Here is a 20,482-nt window from a genome sequence, read left to right on the forward strand (position 1 = left end):
TGACCGGCCCTGACCTGCCCCACCCCTGCTGGGCAGGTCAGGGCAGGTCAGTAACCCGCGCAGGCGTTCGCGTCGTCGAAGTGACCTGGTGTCGTCGGATAGGCGCTACCGGTCCCGTGGTCCTTGCCGTCGGGGTTGTAGACGAGAGCCAGCTCGTCGTAGGCCGAGGTCCCGGGCGTCAGCACGTCCGCCGAGGCGCCGCCTCCGCCAGGTCGACCGGCACCGTTGCCCGTGGCCCAGGCCTTGAGGAAGTCCTCCACCGCCGGGGCCGGGACCCTGACGTCGGTGAAGCCGCCATAGGCCGCGTTGCAGTGGCTCCACAGGTTGTAGACGCCGGACCAGTCGATGAGCCGGTCGCCGTTGTGCGGGCCGTTGTTGGACAGGTCGCCCTGCATCACGTCACGGTCCCAGCCGCCGTAGACCCAGTCGACACCCTGGTGGTGCTGGTTGTTGGCCAGGGTCGAGGTGGTCGTCACGACGTCATCGGCGCGGTCCGTCATCTCGAACCAGGAGCACGGGTCGGTCGTGCCATCCTTCTTGGTCGTGACCGGGTCCGTGCTCGTGCTGCAGGTCCGGCCGGTGAGCGCCGCTCCCGTGCCATAGGCACCACGGGGCCGCCAGTCGATGACGTCCTCGTCCTTGCCGCCCGCAATGTGGTCGATGAACTCACCATTCGTGCCCGCGTCGGCCAGGCATAGCGCGTCCGTGTAGGTGCAGACCTTGCCGGCCCCACCCCACATCACGTCCTTGCCGCGGTCGCCGAACAGCGAGTCGCCGCCCGAGTCACCGTTGGCGAGGTCGTCTCCCGCTCCCGCGTGGATGGAGTCGTGGCCTGCGCCACCGCGGATGCGGTCGGCGCCACCGAAGGTGATCCCGTTCAACGGCATCGGGGTGCTGGTCGCACCGCCGACGAAGTCGGTGCCGTTGACGTCGTGCAGCAGGTCGGCCTCCCGGCTCACCGAACCGTCGCGACGCGTCGTGAAGCTGACGGCCGGAGGCATGGTGAGTGTCGTTGTCGTGGAACGCGATCCGGTCTCGAACCGATTCTGTATGCCGCCTCGGTCGCCGAGGATTGCGTCCTCACCGTCCTCGCCGAACAGGGTGTCCGCACCGAGCTCGCCGTAGATGTCGTCGTCGTCCGCGCCACCCAGGATGTTGTCGCCACCGTCCTGGCCGTAGAGCACGTCCTGGCCGTCGTCGCCGAACACCGTGTCCGAGCCAAAGGCTCCGGCCACCTCACAGGTCGACGTGGTCGTCGAGCCGGTGGTGGGGCAGAAGCGCGTCGACGACGCACCTCCACCGGCGACCCTGACCTTGGCCTGGCCGAGACGTGAGGTGCCGTAGCGCGGCGTGTAGACGCGGTCCGTCGTCCCGCCGTCGACCACTCGCTGGATGGAGCCGTTGTCGCCGACCACGAAGTCGTCGTTGCCGTCTCCGTGGATGACGTCGTTGCCGTCGCGGTAGCCCTGGCGGCCCCAGCCGCCGGTGAGGTCGTCCTGACCCGCGGTGACTGGTGCAGCGTCGACTGCCGGCGTGGACCAGGCGGCACCCGCGGGGGCTGCCACGATCTCCGTGGCCGCGAGCGCGACGTCCCCGTGGATGGTGTCGGCTCCTCCGTCAGCCTCGACGTAGTCGTCGTCACCGCCACCGCTGATCCGGTCGTCGCCATCCTGGCCGAAGATCACGTCGACGCCGTCCTGACCCGACAGTGCGTCACCGGCGGAGTGCGTGGCGTTCGCGGCCGCAGGGGCCGGGCCGACGAGGTCGTGGAACGTCACACCTCGCGACGGGACGAGCGCCGTCTGGGTCGCGTTCGCCCGGAGCGTGCGCCAGTCGCGCTCAGTCGTGGGCCGGTTGAGCAGACTGTTGTCGCCCATGATGAGGTCCGAACCCGGGCCTCCGTAGACGTTGTCTGCGCCGTCCGGCTGACCGACCTGGCCGGTGCTGGTCGTGGCGCTGCCAGCGGAGGACCCGCCCACGACGTCGTCGTCCTCGGTGCCGCCGAGCACCAGGTCGGCACCCTGTCCGCCCTCTGCATAGTCGGCTCCAGCCCCGGCGTCGGCACGGTCTGCGCCGCCCTGGCCCAGGAGCACGTCGTTGTCGGCGTCGCCCGTGATCGTGTCCGCACCGGAGGTGCCGGCAACCGGGGAGTCACCGAGGTCGTAGGGCAGGACCGTCCGCTGCGTGGTGACCCGGTTGAAGGTCAGGAGCGTGGCTGGTGAGACGGGCGGTGTCCCGGCGGGACGGGTGAGCGACCCGTTGTCTCCGAGCACCACGTCCTGACCGGCATCACCGGCCAAGGTGTCGCCGCCGTCCGGCTGACCAATCACCAGCGGCGACACCTCGGAACCCGGGGTGTAGGAGCCGCCCACGACGTCGTCGTCCTGGGCACCTCCTGAGATGGAGTCTGCGTCGGGACCGCCCTCGCCGTAGTCGGCTCCGTCACCGAGGGTGACGGTGTCGTTCCCGCGCTGGGCGAAGACGACGTCGGCGTCATTGCCGGCATCGATGACGTCGTTGCCCGAGACTCCGGTCGGAGAGCCAGCTCCCTCGTCGGCCAGGTCGACTCCGCGTGTGGTGGTGAGACCCCGACCGCTCATCACGGGGTGGGCCGGTCCGCCGCGCGTCACCTTGGCGTTGTCACCGGTGATGACGTCCTGGCCGTCACCGCCCGTGAGGGTGTCGCCCGCATCCGCCTGACCGGCCTCGCCCGAGGCCGTGGTGAAGGATCCGCCGACGACGTCGTCGTCCTGGGCGCCACCCGTGACGGAGTCCGTGTCGGGGCCACCCTCGCCGTAGTCGGCTCCGTCACCGAGGGTGACGGTGTCGTTCCCGCGCTGGGCGAAGACGACGTCGACGCCGCTGCCGGCATCGATGAGGTCGTTGCCGGACACGCCGGTCGGCGAGCCGGAGCCCTCGTCGGCGAGGTCGACCCCGCGCGGTGTGGTGAGCCCACGGCCGGCCATGACGGCGTGCGCAGTGCCGCCTCGGGTCACCGTGGCGTTGTCACCGGTGATGACGTCTTGGCCGTCGCCGCCGGTGAGAGTGTCACCGGAGTCGGGCCGCCCCTGCTCAGTGCCGGAGGCCAGCTGCGAGGAGCCACCGATGATGTCATCGTCGCCAGCCTCGCCCCAGATGCCGTCGGAGCCGGGGTTGCCCTCGGCGACGTCGTTGCCCAGGCCGCCGTAGACCGTGTCGTCGGCGAGGCCGCCGTAGGCGCGGTCGTCGTCGTCGCCAGCGACGAGGTAATCGGCGCCCCCGAGGGTGGCGTCGGTCGAGCCGAGGTCGGTCGGGTAGGGCTGGTCGGAGAGGACGTCGCTGGGCGCGTTGTCGCCCACGAGGACGTCGGCGCCACCGGCGCCCAGAAGGACGTCACCGCCGTCTGCCGCCCCAGCCACGGACGTGCCGCCAAGCAGCACGTCGGCCTCGGAACCTCCGTCGACCCAGTCGGAGCCGGCGTTGCCCTGGAGCCGGTCGGCCCCCGTGCTGCCGTAGAGGGAGTCGGCGCCGTCGTTGCCATAGACCTGGTCGGGTCCGTCCTCGCCGTAGGCCTGGTCGTCGCCGCTGCCACCGAAGACGAGGTCGGCGGCGTCGCCGGCGTAGAGGTGATCGGCACCCGAGTTGCCACAGAGACGGTCACTTGCGCCTGCGGCATACGCCCAGTCGTTTCCGCCTCCGGCGTTGACGACGTCAACGCCGTTGCCACCGAGGATGAGGTCGGCCGCGTCCGCGGAGACGGTCGTCTCGGCCGGCTGGGCGCTCACCGGGTTCGACTGCACGTCGCAGGCGTCGACGGTGGTGTCACCGAAGATCGTCGACGGGCCGTCGGAGCCATAGATGCGGTCGCTGCCGGTGCCGCCCACGAGCAGCTTGGTGCTGCCGCCCGCGTCGGGCAGGACGGCCACGTCGCGGGCCGACCCGAGCACGTCGGTGATGGCGCCGGGAGCACTGACCGTGGCTGGCGCTGCCACGACATAGTCGTCACCCGGACCGCCGTAGATCTTGTCCGAACCCAGTCCACCGGTGAGGACGTCGGCCGCACCTCCGCCGAAGACGGTCGCCGTCTGCGTCGCGGTCGACGCCGTGGTGACGAAGTCGAAGCCGTTGGAGCCGTAGACGGTGTCCGACCCGGTGCCGGTGCTGACCGTGTTGGTGTCCGTGTCGGCGTCGCCGGAACCCGCGTCGCTCTCGCCGATGGCGGCGAAGGTGCCCGTGTAGACGGTGTCGGTGGCCGAGCCGCTCTTGAGGACGTCACTGCCGGCGCCGCCGACGATCACCGAGCCCTGCGCGCGGTAGAGCGCCTCCTTCTCGGCCGAACCGCCGGTCGTCCCAGCCTTGATGCCCTTCGAGTCGGCGAGCACGCTGTCGTTCGCGGTGCCGATGGTGTCGGCGCCGCCGTTGCCGGACAGGCGGACCTGGCCGAGACCGGCCGCGATCTGGTCGATGCCCGAGCCCGTCGGGTTCGCGCTGTAGAAGTCGGCGTCGGCAGCGTCGGTGAGGGTCGAGTCGACCTTCACGGCGTTGGTCAGCGTGACCGAGCCGGCCTTGTCGGGCGACAGCGCGACGCTGGGTGAGGAGTCGGCGTGCGCGAGCGAGGCGTCACCGGCCACGACGTCGTTGCCGTTGCCGACGGTGATCGCGTCCGGACCCTGGCCGCCGGCGACGTGCGCCACCGCCGAGCCGGGCGCGGTCGCGAGGTCGGTGCGGTCGAGGGTCGTGATCGTGTCGGCGCCCTTGCCGCCGTCGACCCACGAAGTGCCGACACCGGTGCGGATGACGTCGTCACCGTCGCTGCCGAAGACGACTGCGGTCTTCGTGAACGGTTCGGCCTTGAGACCCTCGACCGGCGGCTGACCACCGGTGAAGCTCACGGTGAGCGGCGTGGAGGTGTCGCGGGCGTCGACGACGACGGTCGAGATCGCCGTGTCACCGGTGTCGGGGAAGGTCTCGGTGATCCCGAGCCCGCGGACCTCGACGACGGCCGGCTGCTGGACACCTTCCTCGTCCTTGTAGGTCGGCACCTGCCGGATGACCCACGTCTCGGCCTTGTCGGTCGCACCCCACGGAGCACCACGCTGGGCATCGGTGCCGAACTTGCCGGCGAAGACGTAGAGCGTGGACCCGGTGCGGCCGGCGAGCCTCGGCGGGGCCGGTTCGCAGTCCGGCTTGAGGCTGAAGTCGAGCAGCTTGATGTTGATGAGGGTGAAGTCGAAGCTCACCGAGAACGGGCTGAACCCGAGGGTGACGAAGACCTTGATGTAGAGAGAGAGCTCTCCTGAGACGTTGAACAGACAGATCGGGTTGATCGCCACGGCCTTGCCGAACTCGAAGAGCCGGAACTTGCCGTCGTTGTTCGGGTCGTTCCAGTAGAAGCCGACGGTGAGCCGGACACCGCCGACCACCCCGACCTCGATGATCGCGAGGGACACCGATGCGCCGGCCTCGAGGTAGCCGGTGAACTGGACGACCGGGATCGGCTTTCCGGTCTGGTCGACCGTCTTGAAGTAGAGGCTGTCGAGGATCTCGGCGGCACCCTTGCCCTCGATCGCCCGGCGGATGCCGTAGGTGTCGAACCCGGCGGCGATCCGCATCGAGACGGAGGCGCCTCCGCCGATGACCATCATGACCGGCGGCGGTGCGTAGATCGGGCCGAAGGACTTCTGGAACTGGAAGCCGAGGGTGAGCGGCCCGCTGTCGAACTCCACGAGCGGGATGTCACCGCCGGAGATGAGGTCGAAGAGTCGGGTCGGGTCGTCCAGGACCGGGAAGGACAGGCCGGCGAGGGCCCGCTTCGCGGTGTTCGACATCCGGCCCGAGGCGTCCTTGGCCGCGACCTGCTGGGCGGGCGTCTTGCCCGTCGAGTCGACCGGCGCCGGGTCCTTGGTGGCAATCATTTGCGAGGCGTTGCCGGCCGAGGCGCGGGTCGTCGTCACCGCCGTCTTCGACAGGGTGAAGCTGCCGATGTTCACGCCGCAGCCGCCCGCGGTGGCGTCAGGGCAGTTGACGTTCTTGAGGAAGTCCTTCGTCGTCTTGATGGCGTCGAGGAAGGGCTTGATCTTCGGCCCGCCGGCAATGGTGCTGAAGGTCTCGGCGAGGGTCGCGATCGTGATCGGCTGACCACCGGCGGCCGTCGAGAGGTCGGAGATGACCGGCATGGGCGTGAAGATCGTGTCGAGCACCGGCTGGAGCGGCTTCGTCGCGTCGACGACCTGCTGGAGGTAGGGCTTGAGCGCCTTGCCGAAGAACTTCCCGGCATCCAGGGTCACGTTGTTGAACTGGACGAGGAGGCCGGCCGGGTTCTTGGGGTCGTTGCTCGTGGACGCGCTCCAGGCCCACTTGAGGACGAAGTCGGTCGAGATGCCCGGCAGGGCGGCGTCGGCCGTGCCCTCGAGGTGCCAGGCGATGTCGACGATCGCGTCGAGGTTGACGGTGATCGCGTCGGCGATGCGGGTGCGGGCGATGTCAGCGAGCTTGAGCTTGCCGTCCTTGCCCTTGATGTCGATCCCGAAGGAGCCGACGAACTCGGACCGTGTGTGCTTCTTCGACACGTCGACCTTGATGATCGACAGCTGCGCGGTGAGCGCGGTCGTGTTGATCGGCGCGTCGAGCCTGAGGGCGGCACCGACGGCCAGCTCGTTCTGCGTCGAGGTGTCGACGTAGAAGCCTTCGGTCCGGCTCATGACCACCTTGAGCGACAGGCGCCAGCCGACGTCGCCGACGATCTTTCCGGAGTCACCGGTCTGCAGCGACAGCCCGGGGATCCCGAGGTCGACGGGCAGCTCGGCGCCGATGCAGTCGTTCTTGCCGTCGGCGGCGTCGACACAGCCCTTGTCGCCGGACACGACGCCCTGGCCCATCGTCAGGCCGAGGCTCACGCCGTCGACCTTCTGGACGGGAGTGTCGTCGGGGCAGGTCGTGGCGGGGAGGAGCGGGTTCGTCGTCGCGGCCGCGTAGGCCTGCGTCGGGGGCGTCCCGAGGTGGTCGTCATAGGTGGCGAGGGCACCGACGGTGCCGACGAGCCGGTATGCCGTGGCCGGAGGATCGGTCGTACCGGTCTGGGTCGCCCGGATGATCTGGTATCCGTTGGCGCCGACCGCCTTGGTCCACGTGACGGTGTTGAACTTGCCGCTCGCGCCGGCGGTGAGGGTGGCGGCATTCTTCACCACGACGGTGGCGGCCGACGGGACGGAACGCTTGAGCGGGTCAGTGCCCTGGGCGTAGGTCGAGACGACCTTGTAGACGTACTGCGTCGTGTCGGCGGCGACGGCGTTGTTGGGTGTGGCCGCGGGTGCCGTCGGGGGCAGAAGGGTGAGCTTGCAGGTGAAGTTGACCTCGATCCCGGACGAGCCGCCGACGACGACCCCGAGCGCCTTGGAGAGCTCGTCGGTGAGGAGCTTCTTGGCCGGGCCGACCTGGCTGACGTCGCCGTTGTCCTCGATGAAGGTCGCGAGATCACCGCGGACCTTGCCCATGAAGTCGGCCCCGGCCTGGAGGTCCTTGCCGACAACGGGCATCTCTCCGCCGTTGGACGCCGTCCGCAGAGCGGTCTCGGAGTAGAACATGTACTGCTGGACCCCCTCGAGCAGGGAGCCGAACTTGAAGGCGCCGTTCTCGAGGATGCTCTTGATCTCCTGCGGGTAGGTGATCTCGGTGGACGCGCCGGTGAAGAGGTCCGTGAGGCTGTCCTCCTGGGCGCCGAGGGTCGTCGTCACCTTGAGGTTGCCCGTGACCTTCGTGCCGTTGGCCCACAACGGGAACGCTGCGCAGACAACCTGGTCGTCCTCGTCGCAGGCGTCGCCACCGCCGACGGCGAGCTCGAAGCCGTCGGTGAAGAAGTCCGAGATCGACGGGTCGTCCTTGGTCGTCGCGCCGGACGCCTTGACGGCGAAGCCGGCGTGCACCGAGCCCCGGTCGCCGTCGCTGTCGCGGCCGAGCTCGAGGCTGATCGGGCCGAGGTTGGCGCCGAAGAACGCGTTGTCCGCGGTGACCTTCGCCGCGAAGCTGACCTCGGACCAGTCCTTGTCGACCTTGGTGTTCTCGATCGGGCTCGTCATGGCGGCCGCGGTGAGCGGCAGGTAGAGGCGCAGCTTGACGGTGCCGCTCGCCGCGACGCTCAGCTCACCACCACTCGACAGACCGACGACGTCGAGGTCGTCCCCGAGGGTGAGGCTCACCGGCTGCGTCACCTCGTAGGCGCGCGCCCACGAGAGGTCGAGCCGCAACTGCTTTTCGCCGGCACCGTTCTTGGCGAGCCCGAAGTCGATCGTCGAGCCGTTGCCGAGGGAGGCCTCGGCCATCGCCAGGGTCTCCTGGAGGGTGGCCGGTGTCATGGCGCTCAGGACGTGAACTGCGCCGAGGAGCTCGTTCTCGACGAGGTAGGGGGTGTTGTCGACCGGCGGGCTCGGGAGCTGCGGAGCGAGGTCGAGGGTCGTGCCGTCGGCACCGACGATCGTCGCGAGGGTCGAGCCGACGACGATCTGGCGGCCGAGGAACGCCTTCGTGAAGGAGGCGCCGGGGTCGGTGAGGACGGTGACCGCAGGGCCGCCGTCGACACCGGCACGGTCGGCATACTTCGCGGTTCCGCTGGCGCCCGCGCCGATCAGCTGGCTCACCGAGGACCCGACGAACGGGATGGGGGTGTCGAGTCCGCCCCCGGTCATCGTCGTGAGGTCGGCGCCGGCGCCCTCGAGGGCCGCTCGCACTCCGCCGAAGAGCGACGTCGGCTCGAGCTCCTTGTCCAGAGCATCCTTGATGTTGAGGGCCTTGAGGAGGTCCGCGCGGTCCGCGTCCTCGGCCGCGACCGTGACGTCGCCGGTGTCGATGCCGTCGGCCAGGGCGGCGACCGTGGCGGTGAGGGTGACGCCCGTCGAGTCGGGGTTCTCCTCGTCCTCACCGAAGGCGGTCGGGGCGTCCGGGACGGAGATGTCGAGGGTCGCCTTGACGGTGCCGCCAAGGGTCCGCTTGAAGACGTCGTCGGTGGAGGCCCCGGTGCGCACCGTCTGCTGCCGAACCTGCTCGACGAACGCGGGGACGGGGACGTCTCCGGTCTTGGTCAGGGCGAGGGTCTGGAGGTGGCCCGTGGGGACCGACAGCTCGACGTCACCGGTGATGTCGAGGGCGAGGAAGCCGCTCGTGGTGCTGATCTGCACGGGCGAGGTGATGGCCGCGTCGGCGACGAGGAGGTCGCGGACGCTCTGCCGGAGCAGGACGCGGTCGGCCGGCAGCGGGAGAGAGGTGATGATGCGGGCGAGCCCGGAGTCGTCGATCTGCTTGAAGGGGCACGGGGCGGTGCCGGTCCCGGGGTCGCAGTCGAGGACGACCTCGTTGGCCGCGTTCGTGTACGTGTCGGGATCCCTGAGGTCCAGGACCATCGGCAGCGTGACGACGACGTCAGGGGTGATCTTCGCCGTGGAGACCTCGGCGTTGGCGCCAGCGATGCCGGTCCGCGTCTTGAGCACGTCGGCGAACTGGGGCGCGCCGGTCTTGGGGTCGGCCGCCTCGATCGCGAAGAGCGTGCCGTTCGTGGGTGTGCCACCTGTCCAACCGTCGGCGGTGAGGGTGAGCTTGGTCCCGCTGTCGATCGTGGCGACCGTGCCGGTCGAGGTGCCGGCAGTGACCTTGCGGCCCGCGAGGAGCGCGGCGCCGTCGTTCTTCGGGCCGTCGAGGTCGACTCCCGAGGCCGTGAGACCCGTGGCCGTGTATGCCGTGCCCGTGCCGGACGTTGCCGCGCCGAGTGGGTTGAGCTCGAGGTCGGTCTTCCCACCGCGGGTCGTGACGACGGTGAAGTTGACCTTCTTGGTCCCCGGGTCATAGGTCGCGGCCTCGGTGCCGTCGCCGTCATCGCTGTCGAGGACGTCGATGGACCAGCCTCCGTCGGTGTACTCCGCCGCGTCGAGGGCGGCGAGCATGTCCTGGAGGGAGGCGAACTTCGGCTGCCCGGGGGTGGCGTCGTCGGGGTCGGCGTCCGGCACCTGGTCGGCGAGGAAGGTCTTGATGCCGCCGACGGCGTCGATGGCGTTCGACAGGGAGCCACGCATGAGGGGGAGGTCGCCGTCTCCGGCGTTCTGCATGCCGAGGACGGCGGAGGCCGCCTGGGACAGCGCGGCAGCGAGGTCGCGCGGGGTCATGGTGAGGAACGGCTTCGCGGCCTCTGGGACGACGGCCGTCACGAGCGGCGCCTCGAACGAGGCCGGCGCGGCCGAGCTCAGGGTCACGGTCGTCCCCACGCTCGGGAGGCCGGCGACTCGGTCGCTGGCCCGGGGCTTCGCATCGAGGCTGCCGGCCAGGCTGCCCGTCTGCGTGGCGGTGACGATGCCCGTGCCCGCGCCCTCGGCGGCGAGCTCGCCGTCATCGGGCGCCGCGGTGTCGGGGTTGTCGAAGGCGAGCAGGCCGGCGGCGTCGTTGTCCGGGTTGGACCAGCTGGTGCTGACGTTGCTCTGGAGGCGGTAGTCGTCGGTGTCGGCAGTGCCCGTCACGCTGACGCCGAGGATGCCGAGGCCGGCGTTGATCGTGGTGGTGGCCGGCAGGTCGGCGCTGGTGGCGATGGACAGCGAGGGCGCGGTCAGGCTGGCCTTGCCGGAGGTGGAGTCGAAGACGAAGGTGAACGAGCCGGTCAACGTCCCCGTGACGACGATCCCGGTGCCGCTCGACAGGCTGAGGGTGCCGCTCTCGTCGCGGATGTCGAGGCCGGCGTTCTGGGTGAGCGTGCGGGTGAAGCCGACGGTGAGGGAGGTGTCGCTGGGGTTGCTCGACGTGAAGACCCAGCCACTGTCGTCCGCGTCGTCGACGTAGTCCTTGAGGTCCGCCAGGGTGTCCTGCGTGCCGAAGTCCTTGAGCGGTCCGGTGGCTCCCAGCGCCGAGGAGAACGCGGTCTTGAGCCCGACGGACTCGGCCGGGGTGACGGCCAGTGTCGGCAGCTGCTTGGCCACGGCCGTGCCCGACGCGACCTGCGGCAGGAAGTCGGTGGCGAGCCGGGTGAACAGGGCACCGACCGCCGTGGTCGCGGCGTCCGGTCCCGCCGCCTGAGCGGACGGTGCCGCCGCGATGCCCAGGGTCCCGAGCATGGCGAGAGTGACGGTGGATGCGAGAGCAGATCTGCGCAGAGCGAGCACGTGAGTTCCCCGACGTGAGGCTCGGGGTCTTGACAGGCCCTGAGTGGCGGCGGCTACCGGAGTCGCTAGCCGAAATTGGTGCCGGTCCTTCACCTCAAGGATCGTCATTTTTGGGTCATCCCAACGGCACTCGCTGGCCACCCAGAGAGCACAGTCCCACTGCCCGGTCAACCGCCGATATGACCTTTTGTGACTATGTTTACTAGTTACTTTCTTCCCGGGAGCGCCCTCGGGGCCGAATCGGGCATTCCTGCAGGTCCGGGACCTGCGTCCGCGCGTGACTCACGATCAACCCCCGATTCCGCGCCGTTCCCCCGACGTGGCATCTGGTCCGAATTGGCCAGCCTGCACGACTCCGACTCCGGCCAGCATTGGGGTGGCACGGCTGCTCGTGATGGTCACCTCGATCTGCTGCGCACGAGTCGGCGGGAACTCGATGAAGCGCTGGTATCCCACGCTTCCGGCCGTGGCCAGGAGCACGCGTTCGTCGCCGTCGACGCGATGGATCTCGACGCCCTCGATGCGTTGCCCCAGGCGGATGTCCTCCTTGAGCACCACCGCCCTGACCTCGCGTTCGGCGGGCCACCGGAGCGTCACGCAGGGGCCGACAGAGTTCGCGGAGAACGTCGTCTCGGCCTCCCCGGCGATGTCGCTCGCCTCCCACTCCCGGATGAGGGCGCCCAGGCCGCGCAGCGCGACGGCGTCCTCCGCCGCGATCGTGCCGTCACGTCGCGGCGGCACGTTGAGCAGCAGCGTCGCATTGCCCCCGACGCTGCGCCGGTAGATCTCGAAAAGCTCATGCGCAGAACGCACTTCGGCATCTTCGTGGTCGTGGTGGAACCAGCCGGGACGGATCGAGGTGTTCACCTCCGCCGGATACCAGACCGGCTCACCCGGATAGCCCTCGAGCGCCTCGCGACTGCCGAGGTCCTCGTCCGCCGACCGCACCGCCCGGGAGAACGCACCGTCGTCGGCCTGCTGCGACAGGCTTGCCGTGAGTTCGGCCGACCGCAGCTCCCACGGCACGACGCTCCACTCGTCGGGGCGCGTGTGCCCGGCTTCGTTGCCGCACCACCGCACGTCCGGTCCGCACACGCTGATGACCGCCTCGGGCTGCAACGCCCGCACCACGCGGTGGTAGCGGTCCCAGTCGTACTCCTGCCGCCGCCCACTCGGCCCCTCACCGTTGGCGCCATCGAGCCACACGCAGAAGATCGGCCCATACCCCGTCAGCAACTCGGTCAGCTGGGCTACATAGAAGTCGTCGTAGGCCGTCCCCTCCCCATACGTCTTTTCCGCCCGGTCCCACGGCGAGAGATAGATCCCGAACTTGAGGCCGGCCCGGGCGCACGCCTGCGCCACCTCGCGCACGAGATCCCCTGAACCCGAGCGCCACGGGCTCGACCGCACCGAATGGTCACTGTGCCGGGTGGGCCACAGCGCGAACCCGTCGTGGTGCTTGCAGGTGAGGATGACCGCCGACATCCCCGCTTCAGCGCACAGCGCCACCCAGTCGTCGGCATCCACCGTCTCCGGCGCGAACAGCGCAGGACTCTCGGTGCCGTCGCCCCACTCCCGATCCGTCATCGTGTTCATCCCGAAGTGCAGGAACCCATAGAACTCGAGCTCCTGCCACGCGAGCTGCCGCGCCGACGGGACGACATGGGCGAGATGGGTGAGGTCCGGGCCTGGCTCAGCCATGAGCGGTCCTTCCGAGACGAGTTCCTGGGCAACGGCCATGACTATCCTCGGTGCATGGCCAATGACGGCTCCTTGAGGGCCCTCGTCGTCGATGACGAGCTCCCCGCCCTCTCCGAGGTGCGCTTCCTGCTCGACTCCGACCCGCGGATCGGAGCGGTCCTGACGGCCACCAACGGCACCGAGGCCCTCCAGATGCTCGAGGACCACGAGATCGACGTCATCTTCAGCGACATCTCGATGCCGGGTCTCGACGGGATGGCCCTGGGCCGGGTTCTGGCTCGCTTCGCCTCTCCCCCGCAGCTCGTCTTCGTCACGGCCCACGAGCAGCACGCGGTTGACGCCTTCGCCCTCGCCGCAACGGATTACGTGATGAAGCCCGTGCGCGGCGAACGTCTCGCTGAAGCCGTCCGTCGCGTCGTGGCCAAGCAGGACGAGGCGGGTATGCCGCCCGCTCCCGTCGGTGAGACCGGCTCACCTTCCGCTCCGGGAGGGTCTGCAGGCGGGGCTGGCCCGGCGCCGGCCGAGGACGAGACGATCCCCGTCGAGCTCGGTGGCGTCACCCGCTTCATCACCCGGTCCCAGATCCGCTACGCCCAGGCGTCCGGCGACTACGCCCGGCTGCACACTGCCGAGGGGTCGCATCTTGTGCGGATCCCTCTCGCCGTCCTCGAGGAGAAGTGGGCCGACCACGGCTTCATTCGGATCCACCGGTCGACCCTCGTGGCACTGCCGCACGTCACCGAGGTACGGATGGACCACGGACGGTGCTCGATCGTCATCGGTGACGTCGAGCTGCAGGTGAGCAGACGGCATACGCGACAGCTTCGGGACGTGCTGCTGAGGCGACCAGGCACGGGAAGCTGATGGCCGCCGAGCGGTCCGGTGTGCCGCCGCGGGTGCGGGTCACGAGCTCGCGGCGTTCAGCGGTGACGGCGGTGACGGCGCACGCCCGGGTGCGTGCCAGCGACCTCGACGACCAGACCGACTTGGGTGACGTCTACATCGACGGGTTGCGGCGGGCCCAATTGCGCTTGGCCCTAACCGTTTTGGCGTTGATGGCGGGGGCGATCGGGGGCTTCCCCTTGCTCCTGACGCTCGTGCCCTCCACGCGGACGATGACGTTGGCGGGGGTGCCGTTCCCGTGGCTCGTGCTCGGGGTGCTCGTCTATCCGGCGGCGTGGTTGCTGGCGCGCGCGTATGTGCGGCAGGCCGAGCGGATCGAGTCGGAGTTCGCCGACATCGTCGAGCCCGGGCGTGAGGGTCGCGAGGCTCGGGATGGCTGACGCCTTCTCGATCGTCGCGGTCGCGCTCGTGTGCCTGACGACGATGGTCGTGGGGGCGTGGGGATTGCGGTTGTCGCGGCGGACCTCGGACTTCTATGTGGCCGGTCGGACGGTGTCGCCGCGCTTGAACGCGAGTGCGATCTCGGGCGAATACCTTTCTGCCGCTTCGTTTTTGGGTGTTGCCGGGCTGATCTATGACCAGGGCGTCGACCTGTTGTGGCTGCCGGTGGGCTACACGTTGGGGTATCTCGTTTTGTTGGTGATGGTGGCGGCGCCGATGCGGCGGTCGGGGGCGTACACGTTGCCCGACTTCGCCGAGGCGCGGCTCGGGTCGGTGCTGGTGCGGCGGCTTGCGGCGGTGCTCGTCGTGGCGATCGGCTGGATGTATCTCGTGCCGCAGTTCCAGGGCGCGTCGTTGGCGTTGCAGCTCGTGACTGGGGCGCCGCAGTGGGTGGGGTCGCTGCTGGTTGCTGTGGTCGTTGCCGTGGCGGTTGGCGCGGGTGGGATGCGGTCGATCACGTTCGTCCAGGCGATGCAGTACTGGATCAAGCTCACGTGTCTGGCGGTGCCGGCGTTCGTGCTCATCGCGCTCTGGATGCGTTCTGGCGGTGGGGCGCCCGTCGTGTCGGAGTCATGGTCGGAGCCGTTCGCGGGGCGCGGTCCTGGCGACCATCCGTTCTATCGGACCGGCTCGATGATGCTCGCGTTGTGCCTCGGGACGATGGGGCTACCGCACGTGTTGGTGCGCTACTACACGAACCCCGATGGGGTGGCCGCGCGACGCACGACCGTGTCCGTCGTGGCCCTGTTGGGCGTCTTCTATCTGTTGCCCCCGGTGTATGCCGTGTTCGGTCGTCTGCACCTACCGTCACTGCCCGCTGGGGTGCGGTCCGACACGATCGTGCTGCAGCTGCCGGCGCGGGTCGTGGATGGTCTTGGTGGCGATGTGTTGACGGCGATGTTGGCTGGTGGCGCCTTTGCCGCGCTGCTGTCGACGGCGTCAGGGTTGGCGATGTCGGTCACGGGGGTGCTGCACCAGGAGTTCCTGCGGCCCCGGCTTTCGCGCCTGACGGGTGGGGACGCTTTTGGGTTTGGCGGGTTCCGGCTGGCGGCGGTGGCTGCGGTGGCGGTGCCGTTCATCGCTGCACGGTTCGTCGAGCAGATCGGGATCGCGACGACGGTGGGGTTCGCGTTCTCGTTGGCAGCGGCGACGTTCGCGCCGTTGCTGATCCTGGGGGTGTGGTGGAAGCGGTTGAGTCGAGCGGGGGCGGTGTCGGGGCTGGTCGTCGGGGCACTGGCAGCGACCTCAGCGGCGGTGACGACGTATGCGGCCGGGCCCCTGGATGGATGGGCCGGCGCACTACTGGCGAACCCGGCGGCGTGGTGTACGCCCTTGGCCTTCGCGACCGCGATCATCGTGTCGCTCGCCACGCCGGCCACGATCCCCCGCGAGACCGCTCGGCTCATGGTTCGTCTCCACACCCCCGAGAAGGTCCACCTGGCCCGAAGCCGCCTCGCCGACTGACCCGTCGGTCCGAGCTCGTCTCTTTTTGGACGGAGGCACCTGCGTCTTTGACTTGGACGTGAGGTGCCAGCATCGGCACTCGCTGCAGATGTAGGCACCCGTTGGCACCTTGACGTCTTTCCCCTCGCTCCGACGGACGATGGCGCGCATCGCCCGCAGCGCCATCCATTGAGTCTTGTAAGGCAATTTCGAGCACGACATGTCGGTGTTCCTCGACTTGTCGCACTCGGCCGGCTCACATCCGGCCCGGTGCGCGGTTCACGCCTCATAGCGCTCGGCCACCAAGGAGCCTGAAGGCTCCACTCGCACCAACGGTAGGGCAATGAGGCCTGCGGACCTAGGGACCGTCGCAAGAACATCGCCGACGAAGGTGCGTCTCCCCCTGCTCGCGAATGCGTCGGCAGGTTTGTGCTCCGGTGCCACAATCTCCCCATGTCGCAGCCGCCCGTCCTTGCCTCGGCCTGGGATCCGCCTACGGGTGCGATGTGGGTCCCGATGGCGCTGTACGGCGGGGTCCTGAGTTTGGTTATCTGGGCTCTACCCATTGCTGGGTGGTGGAATGCGGCAGCGCTCATTTCTGGCTGGGTCGCGGTGATCTTTGCGGGCTCACGCCTCTACGCCAGCGCCGAGTACGTACTCACCCGCGACGCACTGACGCGACGCAGCCGAGGAACAGTCGAGACGCTCCCAGTCGCATCCATCACCACGGTCTACGGCCATTACGACCACGCCGGCGACGTCCTGTCGATCAGTGGCGAGACGGTTGGCTTCAGCCTCCAGCTGGGGACCGACGACGTCAGTGGATTGCTGGCGGCTCTGGGGCCACTCCTGGTGGAATTGGGGCGAGACCAGAAGGTCATCGAGGACGAGCGAGCGCGACGGTGGCTTGGGCTACCGGGCGGTGGTCTCCGCGACCCGTGGATCGCGCCTCCCTCCAACACTTGACCCCGTCCATCAAGCTTCTTTCGGCGGACGGAAGCAAGGTAAGCCTTGCCTATGTCATATGCTCTGGTCGTCCCGTCCGGGATGCACGCACCCGACCAGGAAGTCGCTTCGCTCATGACTCATCGCCCACTTCGCCTCGTGGTCGCCACGGCAGCCATCTCCGCTGCAGCGCTGCTGCTGTCCGCCTGCGGCGGCGACGCCACTGACACCAGCGCCCCGTCCTCTAACGCCAAGGTCGAGGGCGCCATCACGGTGTACAACGCCCAGCACGAGGAACTCAGCCAGGCGTGGGTCGATGCCTTCACCAAGGAGACCGGCGTCAAGGTCACCATCCGCAACGGCTCCGACACCGAGCTGTCGAACCAGATCGTGGCTGAAGGCAAGGCCTCGCCCGCCGACGTCTTCCTCACCGAGAACTCCCCGGCGATGGCCCAGGTCGAGAATGCCGACCTCTTCGCCGACGTCGACAAGGCGACGCTGGAGCAGGTGCCCAGCCAGTTCCGACCGTCCACCGCCAAGTGGACCGGCATCGCGGCACGGTCCACCGTGCTCGTCTACGACAAGCGCAAGGTCAAAGAAGACGAGTTGCCGAAGTCGATGCTCGACCTGGCCAAGCCCGAGTGGAAGGGACGCTGGGCCGCGTCGCCGACCGGCGCCGACTTCCAGGCCATCGTTGCCGCGCTGATCGAGCTCAAGGGTGCCGACGCCGCCGAGCAGTGGCTGACCGCCATGAAGCAGAACGCGAAGCCCTACAAGGGCAACAGCACGGCCATGAAGGCCGTCAACGCTGGCGAGGTCGAGACTGCGCTGATCTACCACTACTACTACTACGGCGACCAAGCCGGCACCGGCGAGAACTCGGCCAACGTCGCGCCGTACTTCTTCAAGAACCAGGACCCCGGAGCCTTCCTGTCCGTGTCCGGTGGTGGCGTGCTCAAGTCCTCGAAGAACCCTGCCGCCGCGCAGGCCCTGCTCAAGTTCATCACCGGCAAGGCTGGCCAGGAAGTGCTCCACACGGGCGACTCCTTCGAGTACGCCATCGCCTCCGACGTCCCGGCCAACGCGGCTCTGGTCCCGATCGCGGACCTGCAGTCCCCCACGGTCGACCCGGCAAAGCTGAACTCCAAGACGGTCACCGATCTGATGACCAAGGCTGGTCTGCTGTAGTTCTCCCTGTGACCAGCACCAACACGAGCTCCACCGTCGACGCCGATCGGCGGACCGCGACGGGTCAGGGCATTCGCCCTCGCCCGTCGCGGGCCTTGCTCGCGCTCGGCGCCCTGGCCACCGCAACGGCCTTGCTGTCACTCCTGCCTCTGGCCTACGTCATCGGCGCGACAGCAGAGACCGGTTGGGGCACCGCCGCCGAGCTGATCTTCCGACCTCGTGTGGGTGAGCTCCTCGTCAACACCCTTCTCCTCGTCGCCTGCACGGTTCCCCTGTGCATCGTCATCGGGGTGGGCGGTGCGTGGTTGGTGGAGCGAACCCAACTCGCGGGCGCGCGGTGGTGGTCGCTCGCCCTGGCCGCTCCCTTGGCGATCCCCGCCTTCGTCAACAGCTATGGCTGGGTGTCCGTCGTGCCCTCTCTGGGCGGCCTGCACGCGGGAGTCCTGATCGCCACGCTGTCGTACTTCCCTCTGGTCTACATCCCGGTGGCGGCCACCCTGACGCGGTTGGACCCGGCACTGGAGGAGTCGGCCGCAGCCCTCGGGCTCGGCCCTTGGGCCGTCTTTCGCCGGGTGGTGCTGCCGCAGCTGCGGCTGGCCATCAGCGGAGGATCATTGCTGGTCGGCCTGCACCTGCTGGCCGAGTACGGCGCCTTCGCCATGATCCAGTTCGACACCTTCACCACCGCGATCATGAGCCAGTACCAGTCGACCTTCAACGGCGTCGCTGGCTCGATGCTGGCGGGCGTCCTCGTCCTGTTGTGCTTCCTCATGCTCTGGCTCGAAGCGCGCACTCGCGGCCGGGCCCGCCTGTCCCGGATCGGCTCGGGGTCGCAGGCTCTGCCCCCGCGGGCGCGTCTGCACCGCTTCCAGGCTCCGGCACAGCTGGCACTGGTGGCCGTCACCGTCCTCGCCTTCGTGCTGCCCGTGTCATTCGTGCTTCGGTGGGCCTTTGCCGGACGCCCCGGCACCTGGGTCGCCGATGACCTGCTGACGGCACTGGCCCAGACCCTCGGTTACGCCTCGGCCGGGGCCGTGGTCACGGTGATCCTCGCGTTCCCGTTGGCCTTCCTCGCCGTTCGCCACTCCACCGTCTTCAGCCGCTTCCTCGAGCTGTCCAACTACGTCACGAGCTCGATGCCCGGCATCGTTGTGGGCCTGGCCTTCGTGACGATCAGCATTCGCGTCGTCCCCGATCTGTACCAGTCAGCGGCAGTCCTGATCACGGCATACTCACTGCTCTTTCTCCCGAGGGCACTCGTGAGCCTGCGCTCCGGGCTGGCCCAGGCCCCGCCCGAGCTGGAGGAGGCGGCCCAGACCCTGGGATGGCACCCCGCGATGGCCTTCGTGAGGGTGACCCTGCGACTCTCCGCACCCGCCGCAGCCGGTGGCGCAGCCCTCGTGTTCCTCGCCGTCGTGAACGAGCTGACGGCCACCTTGCTCCTCGCGCCCAACGGCACCCGGACGCTCGCGACGGCGTTCTGGAGCAAGAGCAGCGAGATCAACTACACGGGCGCCGCGCCCTACGCCCTGCTGATGATTGTGTTGTCGATGCCCATGACCTACATCCTGTTCCGCCAGTCCCGAAAGGTCGCCGGCCAGTGACGACACCCATCTCCTCAGGGACGAACTCCGGCGGAGGCCACCTCACCGTCTCCGGCGTCGTCAAGGCCTTCGGCGAACAGACCGTGTTGCGCGACGTGTCGCTGACGGTTCGGCCCGGGTCGACCACGGCGATCGTCGGTCCGTCGGGCGCGGGTAAGACCACTCTGCTTCGCGTCATTGCCGGTTTTGAACGGCCCGGTGGCGGGGTCGTGGACCTCGACGGCACCGTCCTTGCCGGTGACGGCCGGTGGGTGCCGCCGCACCAGCGGGCGATCGGCTACGTGGCGCAGGACGGGGCGCTCTTCCCGCACCTGAGCGTCGGTCAGAACATCGCCTTCGGGATGGAGTCGGCGTCCGGTCGCGCGGGCAAGGCCCAGACGCGGGCACGTGTCGACGAACTCCTCGAGATGGTTTCGCTGGACCCGTCGCTCGCCCGTCGAGGCCCGCATGAGATCTCTGGTGGCCAGCAGCAACGGGTGGCGCTGGCACGTGCCCTGGCCCGAGAGCCACAACTGCTGCTCCTCGACGAGTCCTTCTCCTCGCTCGATGCTGGCCTTCGAGTCGCGACCCGTCGTGCCGTCGCCGCCGTCCTCGAGCGAGCCGGCGTCACCACCATCCTGGTCACGCACGACCAAGGTGAAGCCCTGTCGTTCGCTGATCAGGTTGCCGTCATCCGCGACGGGTCCCTGACCCAGGTGTCCGCGCCGATGACCGTCTATCAGCAGCCGGCAGACCTGGGCACGGCTGAGTTCCTCGGTGAGGCCGTCGTGCTTGACGCCTGGGTCGAGGGGACCGTGGCTCGCAGCGCCTTCGGAGACCTGTCGGTCCGCGCCGATTCGCCCCAAGGTCGCGTGCGGCTGATGCTGCGGCCTGAGCAGGTGCGGGTGGTTGACGACGGGCCCATCAGCGCAACGGTGGTGTCGACGGAGTTCTATGGGCCCGAGGTCATCGTGCGGTTCCGCCTCGAACCCGACGTTGTTGCGGGTGCTGGCAATGGGCACACGGCTGCGGCCGACTTCACCGTCCGTCACTGGGAGCCAGCAGGCGTGCGGGTCGGCGCTCAGCTGAAGCTGCGGGTGTTCGGCGATGGCGTCGCTTACCCCTCCGCGCAGGCCTAGCCTCACCGACGCCCGCAGGCTCTAGCTG

At 69.0% G+C, this 20,482-nt stretch carries 9 protein-coding genes; 7 read left to right on the forward strand and 2 right to left on the reverse strand.

The window, feature by feature from the left end:
• Positions 1 to 47: 47 nt before the first annotated feature.
• Positions 48 to 11,063, reverse strand: a complete 11,016-nt coding sequence (locus JNB_RS09640; RefSeq protein WP_148232369.1) for a calcium-binding protein — start codon at positions 11,061 to 11,063, stop codon at positions 48 to 50.
• A 336-nt stretch (positions 11,064 to 11,399) separates the two neighbouring features.
• Entirely contained in the window at positions 11,400 to 12,812 is a 1,413-nt protein-coding gene (locus tag JNB_RS09645; protein ID WP_009776262.1) for an alpha-L-fucosidase, read from the reverse strand.
• 54 nt (positions 12,813 to 12,866) lie between these two features.
• Between JNB_RS09645 and JNB_RS09650 the strand changes: the two genes are divergently transcribed.
• From JNB_RS09650 to JNB_RS09680, 7 genes are all read left to right on the forward strand, one after another.
• Entirely contained in the window at positions 12,867 to 13,676 is an 810-nt protein-coding gene (locus JNB_RS09650; RefSeq protein ID WP_040884539.1) for a LytTR family DNA-binding domain-containing protein, read from the forward strand.
• Complete coding sequence (locus tag JNB_RS09655; RefSeq protein ID WP_009776264.1) at positions 13,676 to 14,095, forward strand: hypothetical protein; 420 nt, start codon at positions 13,676 to 13,678, stop codon at positions 14,093 to 14,095. The genes JNB_RS09650 and JNB_RS09655 overlap by 1 nt, the downstream gene beginning before the upstream one ends.
• On the forward strand, positions 14,088 to 15,620 hold the full coding sequence (locus JNB_RS09660; protein WP_040884541.1) for a cation acetate symporter: 1,533 nt from the start codon (positions 14,088 to 14,090) through the stop codon (positions 15,618 to 15,620). The genes JNB_RS09655 and JNB_RS09660 overlap by 8 nt, the downstream gene beginning before the upstream one ends.
• Before the next feature lie 432 nt (positions 15,621 to 16,052).
• Positions 16,053 to 16,565 (forward strand): hypothetical protein, encoded by a 513-nt coding sequence (locus JNB_RS09665; RefSeq protein ID WP_148232370.1) that lies wholly within the window; start codon positions 16,053 to 16,055, stop codon positions 16,563 to 16,565.
• A gap of 114 nt (positions 16,566 to 16,679) precedes the next feature.
• On the forward strand, positions 16,680 to 17,732 hold the full coding sequence (locus JNB_RS09670; protein ID WP_040884543.1) for an iron ABC transporter substrate-binding protein: 1,053 nt from the start codon (positions 16,680 to 16,682) through the stop codon (positions 17,730 to 17,732).
• Between the two features lie 8 nt (positions 17,733 to 17,740).
• Positions 17,741 to 19,336, forward strand: coding sequence for an iron ABC transporter permease (locus JNB_RS09675; RefSeq protein ID WP_009776268.1), 1,596 nt, complete (start codon positions 17,741 to 17,743; stop codon positions 19,334 to 19,336).
• A complete protein-coding gene (locus JNB_RS09680; RefSeq protein WP_009776269.1) occupies positions 19,333 to 20,454 on the forward strand; it encodes an ABC transporter ATP-binding protein in 1,122 nt (373 codons plus the stop codon). The genes JNB_RS09675 and JNB_RS09680 overlap by 4 nt, the downstream gene beginning before the upstream one ends.
• Positions 20,455 to 20,482: the final 28 nt, after the last annotated feature.

Source organism: Janibacter sp. HTCC2649, from assembly GCF_000152705.1.
GTDB lineage: Bacteria > Actinomycetota > Actinomycetes > Actinomycetales > Dermatophilaceae > Knoellia.